18 protein-coding genes are annotated in these 15384 nt (G+C 38.2%); 8 read left to right on the top strand and 10 right to left on the bottom strand.

Annotation, left to right across the window (positions count from 1 at the left end; all coding sequences use genetic code 11):
- Position 1 precedes the first annotated feature (1 nt).
- A complete protein-coding gene (locus ACU5DF_RS23770) occupies positions 2 to 970 on the top strand; it encodes a ParB family protein (RefSeq protein WP_446714380.1) in 969 nt (322 codons plus the stop codon).
- Positions 971 to 1119: 149 nt separating this feature from the next.
- Positions 1120 to 1779: an Abi family protein gene (locus tag ACU5DF_RS23765; RefSeq protein WP_446714379.1), complete on the top strand. Its 660-nt coding sequence runs from the start codon at positions 1120 to 1122 to the stop codon at positions 1777 to 1779.
- A gap of 58 nt (positions 1780 to 1837) precedes the next feature.
- Here the strand turns inward: ACU5DF_RS23765 and ACU5DF_RS23760 are convergent, their stop codons facing one another.
- From ACU5DF_RS23760 to ACU5DF_RS23745, 4 genes are all read right to left on the bottom strand, one after another.
- On the bottom strand, positions 1838 to 2464 hold the full coding sequence (locus ACU5DF_RS23760) for a Y-family DNA polymerase (RefSeq protein ID WP_446714384.1): 627 nt from the start codon (positions 2462 to 2464) through the stop codon (positions 1838 to 1840).
- Positions 2464 to 2871 (bottom strand): S24 family peptidase, encoded by a 408-nt coding sequence (locus tag ACU5DF_RS23755; protein ID WP_446714383.1) that lies wholly within the window; start codon positions 2869 to 2871, stop codon positions 2464 to 2466. Before ACU5DF_RS23755 ends, ACU5DF_RS23760 begins: the two co-directional genes overlap by 1 nt.
- 106 nt (positions 2872 to 2977) lie before the next feature.
- On the bottom strand, positions 2978 to 3292 hold the full coding sequence (locus ACU5DF_RS23750) for a hypothetical protein (protein WP_446714378.1): 315 nt from the start codon (positions 3290 to 3292) through the stop codon (positions 2978 to 2980).
- 69 nt (positions 3293 to 3361) lie between these two features.
- On the bottom strand, positions 3362 to 4324 hold the full coding sequence (locus ACU5DF_RS23745) for an LPD25 domain-containing protein (RefSeq protein WP_446714377.1): 963 nt from the start codon (positions 4322 to 4324) through the stop codon (positions 3362 to 3364).
- A 470-nt stretch (positions 4325 to 4794) separates the two neighbouring features.
- Between ACU5DF_RS23745 and ACU5DF_RS23740 the strand changes: the two genes are divergently transcribed.
- Positions 4795 to 5748: a DHH family phosphoesterase gene (locus ACU5DF_RS23740; protein ID WP_446714376.1), complete on the top strand. Its 954-nt coding sequence runs from the start codon at positions 4795 to 4797 to the stop codon at positions 5746 to 5748.
- A gap of 231 nt (positions 5749 to 5979) precedes the next feature.
- On the opposite strand, the gene ACU5DF_RS23735 is transcribed toward ACU5DF_RS23740, so the two are convergent.
- From ACU5DF_RS23735 to ACU5DF_RS23725, 3 genes are all read right to left on the bottom strand, one after another.
- A complete protein-coding gene (locus ACU5DF_RS23735; protein WP_446714375.1) occupies positions 5980 to 6324 on the bottom strand; it encodes a hypothetical protein in 345 nt (114 codons plus the stop codon).
- Positions 6325 to 6528: 204 nt separating this feature from the next.
- On the bottom strand, positions 6529 to 6918 hold the full coding sequence (locus ACU5DF_RS23730) for a MazG nucleotide pyrophosphohydrolase domain-containing protein (protein ID WP_446714374.1): 390 nt from the start codon (positions 6916 to 6918) through the stop codon (positions 6529 to 6531).
- Positions 6908 to 7615 carry an Eco47II family restriction endonuclease gene (locus tag ACU5DF_RS23725; protein ID WP_446714373.1) on the bottom strand — a complete coding sequence of 236 codons (708 nt, stop codon included), beginning with the start codon at positions 7613 to 7615 and terminating at the stop codon, positions 6908 to 6910. Before ACU5DF_RS23725 ends, ACU5DF_RS23730 begins: the two co-directional genes overlap by 11 nt.
- 143 nt (positions 7616 to 7758) lie before the next feature.
- Between ACU5DF_RS23725 and ACU5DF_RS23720 the strand changes: the two genes are divergently transcribed.
- Positions 7759 to 9195 carry a DNA cytosine methyltransferase gene (locus ACU5DF_RS23720; protein ID WP_446714372.1) on the top strand — a complete coding sequence of 479 codons (1437 nt, stop codon included), beginning with the start codon at positions 7759 to 7761 and terminating at the stop codon, positions 9193 to 9195.
- Positions 9196 to 9250: 55 nt separating this feature from the next.
- On the opposite strand, the gene ACU5DF_RS23715 is transcribed toward ACU5DF_RS23720, so the two are convergent.
- The 3 genes from ACU5DF_RS23715 to ACU5DF_RS23705 are packed head-to-tail and all read right to left on the bottom strand — an operon-like array spanning position 9251 to position 10681.
- Complete coding sequence (locus tag ACU5DF_RS23715; protein WP_446714371.1) at positions 9251 to 10048, bottom strand: hypothetical protein; 798 nt, start codon at positions 10046 to 10048, stop codon at positions 9251 to 9253.
- A gap of 20 nt (positions 10049 to 10068) precedes the next feature.
- The gene (locus tag ACU5DF_RS23710) at positions 10069 to 10398 is read right to left on the bottom strand and encodes a hypothetical protein (RefSeq protein ID WP_446714370.1); all 330 of its coding nucleotides are present in this window, start codon (positions 10396 to 10398) and stop codon (positions 10069 to 10071) included.
- Positions 10388 to 10681 carry a hypothetical protein gene (locus tag ACU5DF_RS23705; protein WP_446714369.1) on the bottom strand — a complete coding sequence of 98 codons (294 nt, stop codon included), beginning with the start codon at positions 10679 to 10681 and terminating at the stop codon, positions 10388 to 10390. The genes ACU5DF_RS23710 and ACU5DF_RS23705 overlap by 11 nt, the downstream gene beginning before the upstream one ends.
- Positions 10682 to 11013: 332 nt before the next feature.
- Between ACU5DF_RS23705 and ACU5DF_RS23700 the strand changes: the two genes are divergently transcribed.
- The 4 genes from ACU5DF_RS23700 (at position 11014) to ACU5DF_RS23685 (ending at position 14928) form a co-directional block, all read left to right on the top strand.
- Positions 11014 to 11136: a hypothetical protein gene (locus tag ACU5DF_RS23700; protein WP_446714368.1), complete on the top strand. Its 123-nt coding sequence runs from the start codon at positions 11014 to 11016 to the stop codon at positions 11134 to 11136.
- A 42-nt stretch (positions 11137 to 11178) separates the two neighbouring features.
- On the top strand, positions 11179 to 11763 hold the full coding sequence (locus ACU5DF_RS23695; RefSeq protein WP_446714367.1) for a hypothetical protein: 585 nt from the start codon (positions 11179 to 11181) through the stop codon (positions 11761 to 11763).
- Positions 11764 to 12746: 983 nt separating this feature from the next.
- Entirely contained in the window at positions 12747 to 13895 is a 1149-nt protein-coding gene (locus tag ACU5DF_RS23690; RefSeq protein WP_446714366.1) for a competence protein CoiA family protein, read from the top strand.
- Positions 13896 to 14184: 289 nt separating this feature from the next.
- Entirely contained in the window at positions 14185 to 14928 is a 744-nt protein-coding gene (locus ACU5DF_RS23685; RefSeq protein ID WP_446714365.1) for an endonuclease, read from the top strand.
- Positions 14929 to 15384 lie beyond the last annotated feature (456 nt).

Below are 15384 nucleotides of genomic sequence, written 5' to 3'. Positions count from 1 at the left end.
GATGTTAAGACCTCAAGATAAACGCACCGGTTTCAATCAAGGGAACAATCTTAGCAAATTACAAAAAAATGAAGGCGTAAAAAAAACCTTCACCTTTGCTAGTGGCAAGAAAGTAAGTGCAACACGCATTGTTGTGACTGCGAGCGAATTAAAAAGCAAAACAGCGATTCATAAGTTAAATCCAAGACGACAAGATTCACTGACACTAGATTCTGTGCGCGATATTTTAATCAGCATTGAACAAGAGGGCGTTCATACCGAAGGCGTTGCTACCAAAAACGAACAAGGCATTTATGAACTGCTTGATAGTTCACGCCGCCGTTTTAGCTGTCTTCATGCACAAAAAGATTTGCCGTTATGGGTGATTGAAGAGAGTATCGATGACGCGGATTTAATCGCTTTTATTCAAACGACTCAATCTGTAAAGCGTTTGTCTTACCGAGAACTTGGTGCAGATTATGAAAGGCTAATGAAAGAGGGCGGTTTTACCAAAATTGATGAGATTGCCGAATATCTTTCATTAGGCCGTGAAACCTGTCGTAAACGTTATGTTGCTGCGTCGATTAACCAAGCGTTGATTTCAGTATTTCCAGATTGTGAAGGTATCCCAAATGGTTACTATGCAAAATTGGCAAAGATTGAAAAGCAATTATCCAAAGAAAAGATAAGTGTTACTAAGTTTGTTGCATCACTAAAATTCAGTGACGCTGAAGAAGGGACGAGTGTTGAAGATAAGCAAAAAGCGATCTTGAACCTAATGGAAACCACACTTAAAAAGCCGACAGATAAAGTTACCTGGAATACGACAACACTAGCCGATTTTGATGATAAAAATACCTACGCTAAAGTACTAAAAAGCAGTGATAACCGTGGTTTAAAAATCGAGTTAAGCCGCTTACCATCTGAACTTTACGATGACATTATCAAATATGTTTCTGATAAAGTGAAAGCAGGATCAGTAGATAGCTAAAACGAAAAAAGCCACGTATAAAATACGTGGCTTTTCTCTTAACTTTTGTCTTCGGTAGTCTGCAAAGCAGTGATGTGCCGAAGCTCTCATTGGTAATAATAAGCCTTTTTGATTCGGGCGTCAAATTTCACTGTTGTAGAGATTGCTAAATGGATAATACTAAGATCATAAATACGCTTTCGACTTCTCGATTTAGCACTTATCTGTATGCCAGTAAAAAGCATACCGGTGTTGAAGATGAACAATTGGCACTACAGCTATATGAATGGAATGCAACGGTATCAAGCCATTACTTACTTCCTCTTCATGTGTTTGAAGTCTTTCTACGTAATTTAGTGAGTGAAGCCATTGAAAATCGATACGGTAAAGATTGGCCTATTGACGCTCAATTTAACTATACATTGAAACGCTATGAAAAAGCCGAATTAGAATCTACGGTTAAAAAGCAAAAACATTATCGAGATGCAAATCAAGTTATCCCTGAATTAAAGTTTTATTGGTTTGAACATCTACTGACTAAGAAACAAGATGTGCGTCTTTGGAAGCATAAAAAATTTCTTGAAAAGGCATTTCCTCACTCTCCATATGAAACAGCTGAAGAACTAAGGCAAGAGCTGAGAGATCGTTCAACTCTGATTCGAAACTTCAGGAATCGTTGCGCTCATCATGAACCAATTTTTTATCATCAACATGTACTGAATATCTATGAGTACATTGATGAAATCATTTCTTGGCGATGTGCTGATACTCGTTCCTGGCTAAACCAAATTGAAAAAATCACACCATTAATTAAGGAACCGATTATTTAAAATTAATGGTGTGGTTTCTGGGGACAATGGGGGTTGTTTTAATAAATAAAATAATATATCAACACCTAATTTTCGGCACATCGTTCCATCTTGTTGTATATTGCGGCGTTAATCTATCGCGCCGCATTCCCCATATATCACCCACTTCTAAAATGCCCAATACTTTTAAGCGCTCGTGCTTTGAATCCAGAACACAGACCCCGTTATATTGCTCGATTTTTTTGGCTGCGTGATTGGCCACCTTTGCTAATGTCAAAGTGGGACCCATTCCAATACACACCGGCAAACGGCACTCTTTCCAAACAGCTCGACGCAATTCGGATCCATGTTGTCGAAGACATTGGATAGCAGGGAAACAGCGTTTAAAAGAAAGAAAAGACTCATCGATAGAATAGATATGTTGCTCTGGTGCGAAGCGCCCGATCACTTCCATCATTTTGGCAGAGAGATCAGAGTAGAGTTCATAATTTGAAGATAGCGCAATAACCCCACGTTGCTCACATAGGGCTTTCATCTCAAAGTAAAGTTTAAACTTTTGGATACCAGCATCTTTGGCCAACCGGTTAGCCGCCACGATCATTCCGTCGTTATTAGACAAGACAACAATAGGGCGAGAGCGCCATTCAGGGCGAAACACTTGCTCAGCACTGCAATAAAACGCATTGGCATCGACAAGGGCAAACATCAATTAAAACTCAATAAATGGCTAGGGCGGTGACAGCGTATCGAGCGGATCACAAACCCTTCAATGCTGAACGTATCAAAATCATTAATCGGTACTGGTTGAATGCTTTCATTGGCAGAGACTAATAAACGTCGTTGCGTATCAAGTAACTTACACACAAATTCACCGTTTAGATTAGCCACTATCACATTATGGTTTGATACCGTCACGAAGCGGTCAACGATCAGTAAATCACCGTCAAAGATGCCCACGCCTTGCATCGAATCGCCACAGGCGAGACCAATAAAGGTAGAGCTAGGGTGATCTATTAGTAGCTCATCAAGATCAAACGCCAATTGAGAGTACTCAGCGGCAGGGCTTTCAAAGCCAGTAATACCGGCACTGGCAGAAATAGGGATCACATTCATAAAAATAACACTGTAATTATTCACAGTGTTATTTTGGTCGTGAATGCGTTAAATATCAAGATTATTCTGAAAATAGAAAGAAGGCAAAATCACAGTCTGTTATAAGCTAAACAGCTTCATAGAAATGTGTAAAATTTAATTCTTCACTTTCAAAAACAATATCTCCGCTGTTTGCGTATACTTCAGGTGAGATAGTATCCCCCTCGTTGCCTGCGCGTTGAATTGTATATCTCAGTGAATCTTCATTTTCACGTTGTTTCTGGTTTTGGTAATCAACCCATAAAATATAGAATTGGTCTTTATGACAAAAAAAGAAGCTAGGACAATCATCATTTCGATAGCTTTTATCTATTAGATATGGATGCTGTGATAATTCAAAGCCAAGTTGAAAACCTGACCCAAATTCGTGCTTGTATTGCATTATTTATCCTTAATAATAGAAAGCATAAAATGTTCTTGTTAATAAGAACATTTTACGCCTTACCCTTTCTTATACCAAGTGGGATATTTCGCCCATTGGCACATATTTTTCTTTTTGAGATTCATCAAAAAAGATAACCTTACGAACTTCCCAACCGTTACGGATATACTCAAGATCGGTTAAGTACGTCCCGTTGCCCATTGAGTAATTTTCACGATGTTCACTACTAAGTTCTTTGTTATTCAAAAACTCAGTTTCAGGATGATTAAGACACGCTTTACGCAATTCTGGAAATAACCGGCGCGTATAGGTAGACCACGCCAAAACGACAGTTTTGGTGGTAATCGATGCGTAATAATCACTATAGGGATCACTTCTCTCTTCATCGTATTCCGTAAACGTGGCCACAATCACCGCCTTAGCATTTTCAGGGATAACCAACCCCTCTTGAAAGGCTTTTTGTCGGCGTTCACGATCTGCCAATTCGTTACGGTGTAGCTCTAAAGCTGCTTGTTTTTCTGCCTCTTTCTGTGCCTGAACTTCTTTTACTTTTTCAAATACCATAGTGCGGCCAAGAGTTACCAATTGACGATCTAATTGGTAGGTTTTAACCAAGGTAACTAACTCAATATGATCGGGGTTATTCAAATACCAATGATTAGGGTCTGTCACTTTTAGCGATTCCGCATAATCTAAGACCTGGACACAATGATCGGTAAACCCAATTTCATTACCGCCACAACCTAAATCGATACGGCAAGTGTGCGCGTGGCCATTATCAAACGTTACTGTGATATTGGTTTTATCGTAGCCGCCTTTTGGGTTATCTAATGCAGCTTGTAATGCGACGCCTTCGAAGGTTTCAAAATTCATTTCTCGATTATCTTTAAAGCGGTTGGATTCAGACCAATTTACCAACACCGTGCGCGGTGAAACTTTCATTGTTGAGGAGCCTGAGTGATGCAACGGTGATACGTTGCTCGCCTCAAGCGGATTAGTGATGCTGTTTTTGGATAAAGTGGAATGTGACATAGTGCGCTCCTTTGTTTGAGTTTTCATCGTCGTTTTCGCCTAACATCCCGTAAGCCAACCTGGTTCTAGAGTGCAACTGTCTTTGATAAAGAAAAAAGCCTTCTTCCTTACTCTTTTATCAAAGAATTTATCTTCAGTTGCGCTCTAGGTTCTGGTGGGTAAGGATCAGATGTTAGCGATAAACGCACGATGTATACGGCTCTTCAAACAAAGGGGCAAACGAACCCATGGAGCAGACCAAAACATAGCAGCACTTATTCGATTGGGGTGAAAGCTCTTGCTCTGCTTTTGATTTTTCTTTTGATGTTTAGCCCGATAGAATCTGCAGGAATAAGAAACAGTTAAGTGTTATTTGCTTTAAGGAGATTCGAGAGATATAGTGTTATGAATTAATATTCAAAACTTAAATATACATTGATCGTTCATATAAAATATATAGATATCATTAGCTTATCTCTAAAGGATTGAACATGAACTACGATATCTTCAACGGTGACGCTGACGGAATCATCGCACTTCTTCAACTTCGTCTGGCTACTCCTCAAGAATCAACCTTAATCACTGGTGTAAAACGTGATATCAATTTAGTGGCTAAAATTGATACCAAAGCTGGTGATAAGCTCACTGTATTAGACATCTCAATGGAAAAGAACATGGTAGGTTTAGAGCTTGCTCTAAGTTCTGGCGCTGAGGTGTTTTATGCCGATCATCATAGATCTGGTGATGTTCCTGAGCACAAAAACCTATCTGCTCATATCTATTTAGATGCCAATACCTGTACTGCGTTAATTATTGATAATCTATTAAATGGTCAGTTCCATGAGTGGGCGATTACTGCTGCGTATGGCGATAACTTAATTGCTAAAGCCGATGAGTTGGCGGATGTTGCTGGCTTATCTGTTGAGCAAAAAGAACAGCTAAAAGAGTTAGGTACCTTAATCAACTATAATGGGTATGGAGCAAAGGTAGATGATCTTCATTTTGATCCAGCAGTGTTATACCAAGCTTTATTACAATACTCGTCTCCCTTTGATGTGATTGCCGATAAAGCATCGCCTTTTTATCAACTGCAAGCGGCGTATCAATCGGATATGGATAATGTGTTGGCGATTGAAGCGCTGCACAAAAGTGATAAATTAGGGTTATTTGAGTTACCAAACGAGGCGTGGGCACGTCGTATTAGCGGTGTTTATGGCAACCTTTTAGCAAATCAATCTCCTGACTCTGCTCATGCGGTATTAACGAAAAATGCCGATGGTACATATATGGTATCTCTTCGTGCACCATTAAATAATAAGCAAGGTGCGAGTGAGATCTGTACCTTGTTTGAAACTGGTGGCGGGCGTGAAGCGGCGGCGGGAATTAATATATTTCCAAAAATACTAATTAATGAATTCATAATTTTAGTTGAAAAAATGTATTAAGTTCACGCCATTAATTCTTGTGCCTTCTAGCATACGCTTAATAATTAGATGCTATTACCAATAGGTTCACAGCAGCTCACGAACCTTAGATGGCAGGTAGGTTATGTCCCATGCTTTGACCCTGTTGCTATAAGCTTGTTGTGCCATCGAGTTAGGAGTTGTTTGCTCTATTTTAAAATATAGCTTTAATACTTCCCATGCAGGGTGAAGGTGGCAATGTTGCTATATTCCTTATATTTTATCACGTTGTTTTCTTTTTCGTACAGATTCACATGCTTTACAATGGGGAGAAAGTTGTATTTTATTTTTAGTATTGAAGCAATGCCAAAACTCTTTGAATAAAGGAAAAAATAATAGACAACGAGAGCATTTTTTTTCTAATCCGAGTTCAGATATCTTCATATCACCTCGCTTAAAGTATCGATCTACAAGGTCACTTGTTAAGTCAAAATCACATCCATAGACTTTTTTAATTATCTCAAAAATATGAACATCAAACTTTTCAGCAATCTGCTGCATATCAATATTTGAGTTGATAAGTTCAATTATTAGTTCTTTATCATGATCTGATATCATATCAACATTCATTAAGTTATTAAGTTATTAACCAAAATTCAGAGAAGCGCATACTATCATCATTCAGATGTTACTAACTAGAAACTATTCATGAATAATGTACAATGAAGATTGACTTTTTAACCACTGGTCCGGATGATTGGTCATTTGAAGAGCTCGATTTAGAGCTCTTCAATCTTGATGCTATCAATAACGCTACTAAGATTACTTATTAATATTTAGTTGATGCTCATTTATTAACTCCTGCTTTTGGCGTTCCTTGACGTCATCCCAATTATCTTGAATATTACGCGCACTTACTCGTTCAGAGTATTTCTTCAAAGCTCGTCTAAATATTTGATCTTTAGCAACCTTGCCTTCTAGTTCTAAATGTTCAAGTAAACAAACATAATTCCAAAGTAAATCACCAAGTTCATCCTCTAAAAAACATTGCCTATCTGCTTTAATCTCATACTTAACTTCTTCAACTTCATCAATAAAAGCATCAAGATAAGTGAAACTATTTTTATACCAAGTACCTTTAAGATCGCGTTGGGCTTTGACTTTTGAAATTTTTTGTAGCTCTTCGAGATAGAACCCAATTTTATTTTGCATAAGCTTCGTTAAAATTAAAAGAAAACGCTTCAGAAGAAGATACAATATCTGACCTTAAATCAGTCCCAAACTCTTCATTAACTATTTCTGCCGTCAGTGCTGGTAATTCTTCATAAAGTTCATTAATAGCATCTGGGTTACCCGTTAATAATTCATAGAATGAACGTCCATCTATTTGACGAATGTCGTCACGAGGAGGTCTTTTTTCCTTAACTTTATTATCTGAAGGGGAAAAAGGGATGTTATATGACTTCTTCCCTTTAGGAAGGATTTCAACATAAAAGCCAACATAACCAGGGTTTTTAGTTAGCGCACTGGCTAAATCATCATAAATGGCAACCTTATGGTTACCTTTAGTTGTGTTATGTTTGTTTTTTATCTCGGCAATGATTTTTTTATCATGAGAAATAATATCAATTAATTGGCCTACAGCAAGGTTTTCAACACCTTTAATAGATCCTAGAACTTCTTCATGTAACGTTCCAATGGCATTCTGTTTTGTTTTTTGAATCTGACGTTCTTTTTCTTGTTTTAACCATTCATCCAGACTAATTCCTTGTACGACAGAATCAATCGAAGCAGAAAAACAATCTAAAGTATTACGGTATAAATCCAATTCACTAATTTGAGCTTCATAAACTCGCTTTATACTGCTTCTAATTGCTTCTTTTAAATTATTTCTATCAAATGCTTTCATTTATAACCTTTTGAAATAAAAGATTAGTATGCCATAAGGTTTTGTTTCCTAGTAGATGTACAAAAAAACAGTTAAAATACTGGACCAAAACATCGAAACACTGTATATTAACACAGTGTTGAATAACTAAATGGAAGCGTCATATGTTTGATGTCCAAAATAAACAAGAAATAAAATATAGTATTGCAGTTCTTGCCGATATTCTTTCTCAGTCTAAAGCGACAATAAACTCCCGGATCAAACGCGGAGAATTAACACCTTGCTCAAATACCGGACTTATCCCTCTTAAACAAGTGGAAGAATATCCTGAAATCCAAACGATGCTCTGCTCAAAATGGGATGATGAGCATGCAGTAAAGCCTAGTCGTAAATATAACTTAGTAGAGTTATTTGCTGGCGGCGGTGGTTTAGCAATAGGGATGGAGCAAGCGGGTTTAGAAAGTGTTCTTCTTAATGAAATGGATAAACACGCCTGTAATACATTGCGCCATAACCGACCTGATTGGAACGTTATCGAAGGTGATATTTCACAAGTAGATTTCACACAAATAAAAGAAGATGTAGATATCTTGACTGGCGGATTTCCTTGCCAAGCTTTCTCATACGCAGGTAAAAGCTTAGGCTTTGAAGATACTCGAGGAACCTTATTCTTTGAGATGGCACGTGCAATCAAAGAGACCAATCCAAAAATATTCATGGCTGAAAATGTAAAAGCACTCTTTACACATGATGAAGGGCGAACTCTTAAAACCATCAAAAATGTTATTGATGAGCTAGGTTATGAACTCGTAGAGCCACGAGTGTTGAAAGCCATATTCTATAAAGTCCCTCAAAAACGTGAACGGTTAATTTTAGTTGGGATCCGAAAGGATCTGGCCCAAGATGTTAAATTTCATTGGCCATCACCTTACAAACGAGTAATGACATTAAATGATGCTTTATACGCGGGTGAGCTATACGATACTGATGTAGCAGAATCTCCTGGTCAAGAATATCCTACTCGTAAAAAAGAGATAATGGCAGAAGTACCACAAGGCGGCTATTGGCGTGATCTTTCTGATGAGTTGCAACGAGAATATATGGGCGGAAGCTACTTTCTAGGCGGTGGTAAAACAGGGATGGCTCGTCGACTCTCTTTAAGTGAGCCGAGTTTAACACTAACAACCTCACCAGCTCAAAAACAAACAGAGCGTTGTCACCCTATCCACACTCGACCACTTCAAGTTCGAGAATATGCACGAATTCAGACCTTTCCTGATAACTGGGAGTTTCAAGGTTCAAAGAATGCCGCATATAAGCAGATAGGTAATGCTGTACCTGTAAATATGGCTAGAGCATTAGGTCACTCTCTAGTAAGACTACTAAATGATATAGAAGTATTTGATTGTGATACATCATCACTTAACAACAATGAATGCCAGCTATTTGATATCGTTAATGAAGTAGCGCTGCTTAAAGAAGATTTAACTAGAAAAGATGCATTAATAAAAGAGCTACAAGCTAAAAACAAGTCTATCACTATAGAAGCTGATAATTTAAGAGAAAAAATAAAATTAATTCAGAGTATTATTACTCAATAATATTATGAGTTTTTGTATTTAAAGGGCATCGAAAATGCCCTTTTGTATCAAAATATCATGTTCTCTTATAAATACCATTACTGTATAGGCATTGAAAAATAGCGTTATTTAGGTCAAAAACATAACTACCAGAAGAGTCTCCTGAGGAATATAGTTCACCATTGCTCATTGTATACCCTTTAGAAGCAATACCTTTAACAACTCCGTTCACTGATAGCCTCGGCTCAAACTTGATTAATTCAGCTACCCATTTTTTATCTTTCTCTGAAATACTACGAGTATCATATTCTGGAGGGTGACGAAAATTTTCATGGTACCAATGGATGGGGGCATTATGTTCTTTTTCAAACTTCCTTAGCTCTGAAAACTTAACTTTCCAAATTCCAGCTAGTTGCCTTACCGGGTCATAACGCTTCGTATAATTCCTCTGACCACCTTTATCTTTGTACATACTCATAGATTTAGCGGCCCATTTAACCCAGATATAAATTGAAATATCGACTCCCCTATCGAGGAATTTTGAATAATGAAAAGAGTCCTTCAGATCCATTGTTAAAGCATATTGAGGGTCAATTCCGTATTTCCTAGCAATAAATAAAGGAGATGCTTTTGACTTTAGCTCTCCAACATGTAAATGATTGACCGCTAAATCAGGATGGTAAGGGTTTGATTCCTTCTCCGGATGTATTGAGAGAATATCGGTTGAGGTGATAAAGCCATTGTTTTGTAGACGATTAAAAGTATGAACAAAAAGCTCCTCTTGGGTTTCTCCATGTTTGCATGCAAATGATTTTTTATTGAGTTCAGTAAATCCAATTTGGTTATCTTCAAAATCCCTTAGCTCATATGGCATACCTGGTATATTCCTTTAAATCAATCAAAGTGGTGAGAAAACTGAGCACCAAAGCCTTCATTTCCTAGTTTCTTAAACGTAGATTCAATTAAGCCAGTGGTCCCTTCTACTCTAGTTAACATGTTCCAAAACTCATCAGCAACATAGGCTTCTTGGCCAGGAATCAATGGCGAGACTTTTCCTCCTTCTTTAAACCAAAATCGACCACCGTGTGGATCGAAAGGAAAAGCAAGGAAACAAGTAGTATTGGCAGCCATATCCATAAGCGCGACATAAGCATACCAGTCTATAATATTTTTTAAGAACTTAGGGTCACCGCCTGCATTAAGTTGTGTGGTTTTAACGTTCATCTTTGCGAAGAAGAATATCTACTCCCTGACCCTTTGGCATTTTCTGAAAGCCAAGCTGTTCAAGTTCAACGTTTTCAGCGATAAATTTACTAAGCTCAATCCAATAACCAGAAAGTAAAAGAGACATATCACTGAGCTTTCTTTTCTCCCAAAGAGAAATGAATGCAGTGAGGTCATCAGGGATAACCGGCACTCTTTTATTAAATTGCTTTTCATCTAACACTTCAAAACCATTGCTTGCTGAGAACGCTTTGGCTAAGGGCTCCCAAACTCGAGTTCCCATCGAAGTTTCTAAGCCACCAATAAGAGAATGAATTTTTCGCTCTCTCGGAAAAATATGATCGAGCATATGAGTAGTTTTGATTTATTTGCCATTGAAAAATCGATGAATATTATGGCTGACAGTATCTGATATAAGAGCTTGAATTTGCTGATGAGTTAACACTTTAATTATCGTAACTAAATTATTGGTATGGTAAAAGTATCATATTGTGATATTTACATCACGTAAACTTGAGACTGCGCTGCTTTGGGTGAACAATATAATGCTAAGAGTCGTCGGTTCTTAAATCTTATACACAACTCTAAAAACAAACTAAATAGGAGTATAAGAATGTGTATAAGATACAGGTTTGTCCTGTTCAACATCGCCATAAAAAAGCAGTTGAAACACCAGAAGCTTATTACAGCATTAACGCACTTGCCGATTATATTATCCCTAATCAAAAGCAGCAGTAAACGCCACAAACAATAAATGAAGCCCATAAGCTAAGGATTACAATGGATAATGCAAAGGCACAAATAGTAGCCCAAAAACGCCTAGAAACGATGATCACACCTCAAAAGATAAAAGGATGGAAAACAAAAATCGACAAACGACTTAATCCTAAATTCGATGGAAGTCAGAATGTCAACATTTTGCCGGTATCTGAAGACCCTAAATCTGAAATTATTACGGATATATGTCGACAAGCCTCAGGGGTAGCCGCAGGGTTATATCTAGAAGACCTTATACCAATGTGCAATCAAAGCTTGCAACGCTCACCAACAGGCTCTGGACATGACTTGTATACCCCAAATATCGTAGGGATTGATGTTAAAATGTCGACAGAAACCGTAAAAAAAGGTGATAAGAAGAAGGTTTCTGCAACGTTAGAGCAAAGCTGTAACCAATTCGATGATAGTTATTGGGTTGAATTTTTCGGCGAAGCAAAGTCTGAGAATATCAATGGCGTGATGTGGTATTCCGGTTCGGATGCACATAAGAAGATGAAATTGAGTCAAGATAATGTGAACTGGATTTCTAAAAAGGTATACGAGTTTAGACAACAGTCATTCAAGAAAATCCGAGATTCCTTGGAATAAAAGAAACCATATCTCACGACACTGCCCACGCTGCGCCAACAAAAAAAACCAAATAAACCCATAGCAATCAAAAGCCTGACCACACCAACAATCCTTCCTTAACCAAAGAAGGGGCGCAGCATTGGGTGGGCGGGGGATGTGGGGGTGCTCTGCATAAAAGGGCGAAGCTATCTTTTATGATTGGGCGGCACGACCAAAAACCACACTTACCGCAGCAATCAACCCCAACAGAAACCCGATGAACATGACCGCAATAAGCACGCTGTTTGTGCTTTTTGCGCGTGCCGCTGCCCCGCTTTGCACGCGCTCTTTTGTGCAATGCGGGTAAAGCTTTTGATCACCAACTTGTTTGGTGGCCTATGAGCAATTTAACATAATATTTTTATGCTTGAATTTGTTCAGTGCCCGACAGCTTGCTGGCGACTAGGCACGTACAACTTCGCATAAATTATGTTATGTTAATATTGCGGTTGTTCCCCATGCTTGGGGTTAGGGGCTGGTAATAAATCTCTTGGTTGTGTGCTATGGAAGTGAGTGTCGGTTTGCATTGCCATTTATGACGCTACGTTATGGCCTGTTGAACGACGTTTAACGGCTTTTGGCCATTACGTGTTTAGCGTGGGAAATGGCAATAAGTAAACCAGAACGAACTGGAATGGTTGGCACACTGACCTTATTTCTTTGGATTTTGATCTTTTAGCCCTGATTGTTCCCCGGACGGGACAAGACCCAGCGAAGCGTTTTGTGGCTTGGTTGAGCCATTGGAATGTTGCGAAGTATGAGCATAAAGGCCAATTCGCGAAATAAGCATGGTTCCCGCAGGGGCTACTATTTCAACTTTAACTGGGTATAAGTACGTTTAATTATACATAGACATATAAGCAGTAAGCCAAGATAAATAACCAAACCAAAAGCCATAACCTTGCATACTTTTTTGAACCCGACTAACATAAAACAAGGTGGGTTCAAAAAAGTGTGTTTATATGTCTATTTATTTAAGCTTTGGTAAAGATAGTGATGGCAATTTCCATCATATTTCAGACCAAAAATCAGGAAGAACTAAACTCTACTGTCCGTTCTGCAACAGCATATTAATTGCGGTTAAAGGCACTAAAAAAGCTGCTCACTTTCGACATGATGGTGATACTTGTAACGAGTCTTTGACAGAGCTTCCAACGATTGCAGGGTGGCATCACTTTCATCTAAGCTATCCGATAAATGTCATCAAAGAACTTAACTCTGGCTATGATCCCAAAAGCAAATCACCAACAGTTTTTCAAAATTGGAATATTGAACGCTTTTATATCAAAGGGCAGTATCAACAAGAATTGCTAAAAAAAGATACCTGGTCTGAGAATTGGCTATTTACTGATGTTGCCCGAATTATTCTTGGAAGCTTGCCGTTACTTAGCTTTGGCCAATGGATGAGAAACACATTACAACAACGAATAATTGAGTTAAAAGAGCAAATATCATCAAACCATATTCACACTGCTTGGTTAGATATTGAAGCCCACAGACAACAATCTATCCTTAATGCTTCTCTTTACCTTTTTGAATATCACTTAGAAGATGGGACCATTATTCACAAAGTGGGACGAACGCAACGAGAACCCAAAGACCGTTTAAAAGAAACCATTTTTGACTTAGAAAGAGCACTGCAAAAGAAAATCAAAAGCAGCAAGGTATTGAGAGTCGTTGCTCATGCCGGCTATATTGAACAATACGTTTTTCACCGCTATCAACAACAAAAGCTGCAGATTGATTCTCATCGAGAATACCTGCTCTTAGATAATCAATCGATAAAGAACATCAAAAGTGAGTTCACCAAGCTCATAAATAACATTGAACCATTTAATAAAGATGAGCGATTCATTGCTACTGGTCGCTGGCGGTATGAAGAACGTCGGCTTTTAGCGTCAAAAAGAGGCATTAAACTAACTCAAAAAGAAGGCGGTAAGTTTGGTCGGCCAAAAGGAACAGCCTTAAAACAGGATGCATTTCTTGAAAAGCACGCTGACCTTGTTGCACTATTAAATAATGGCCAGCTATCAATGAGTAAGATAAGTGATGCTACACGGAAATCTCGCTCAACTATAAAGCGTGTGAAAGCAGCTATGGATAAGAGTTAACTTTATCTGGGAGAATAACGGAATTATGACAGCAAGATTAAATATCATTGTACGCGGTAAATAGCTGGCACACTGGCCTTATTGCTTTTGATTTTGATCTTTTAGCCCTGATTGTTACCCGGACGGGACAAGACACAGCGAAGCGTTTTGTGGCTTGGTTGAGCCATTGGAGCGTTGCGAAGCATGAGCATAAGAGCCAATTCGCGAAATAAAGCATGGTTTCCCGAAGGGGCTAGGAAAATAAGATAAACTAACGCATCATATTCTTTTCTTTTATTAAAATTCCCTTATGAACATAAATAAAATTGTACTTCCTCTTATTCTATTTGCATTTAGCTCTTCAGCGTTTAGTGCAGGTAACACTACCAATGCATCATTTAATAAAGCAAAAAAAATGCTTGAGCGTAAGGTCTATCATGATCACCGCGTGACTCTTTATTGTGATGCGCCTTTTGATGCAAAAAAGAATATCGACCTACCAAGTGGATTTAAAGCCGAAAAGCATAAAAAGCGCGCAAAGCGTGTCGAGTGGGAGCATGTCGTGCCGGCTCAAAACTTTGGTCAGGCATTTAGTGAATGGCGCAATGGCGATAGTGAGTGCGTAAACAGCAAAGGTAAGTCTTTTAAAGGCCGTAAGTGCGCGGAAAAGATGAATAAAGAATATCGATACATGCAAGCCGATATGCACAACCTTTTCCCTGCTATCGGAGCGGTGAACGCAACAAGAAGTAATTATAACTTCACGATGTTACCAGGGGAAAAATCTGATTTTGGTAGTTGTGATATGCGTATTGATAAGCAAAAAGCACAACCACCTGTTGCGTCTCGTGGTCGTATAGCAAGAACGTATATGTATATGGATAGCACTTATCCAAAATACCAAATGAGTAAGCAGCAACGCCAATTGATGCAAGCGTGGGATAAACAAGATCCAGTATCTAAGTGGGAATGTGTTCGTTCTAAGCGTATTGAGAAGCTACAGGGTAACGCAAATACTATTGTAAATAGCCGCTGTGATACTGCAGGTTTTTAACTTGTAAATAGTTTGCGGGCTCTTTCTCATCTACGCCGTATTAGTGAGAGAGTAATCCATAAAAAATCCAAGTGCATAAAATACACTTGGATTATGACATCTAAAAAGTTCTACCAACCAATCCAATTTCCCTTAATGATAGGCATCACTACAGAAGTAAGTTTTCACTTTTAGACAATTACAGGAAATCAGTAAGACAGTCTTTCATCAATTCCCATACGTCTACAAAAATTACTTTTATAATTGCTCTTTTAAACATCTTACTCTTTACAATCTTAGTGATTGTATTAATTAATAAATTAATCATTTAATTCCTTCCTTTGGTTTCTTATAACCACAAGAAAGGAGAACAAATACAAACAAATCTATTGCATTTTGCTTGTTCAGGATGTAATTTTGATACCGCGTTAAACGAAATAGTTTAAACTCTTGCACCGTAGGAAGTATTAGAATTTA

The sequence above is a fragment of the Aliivibrio wodanis genome (assembly GCF_052920805.1).
The sequence above is the reverse complement of the archived record's forward strand: the minus strand, read 5'-3'. Positions and strand labels throughout refer to the sequence as shown.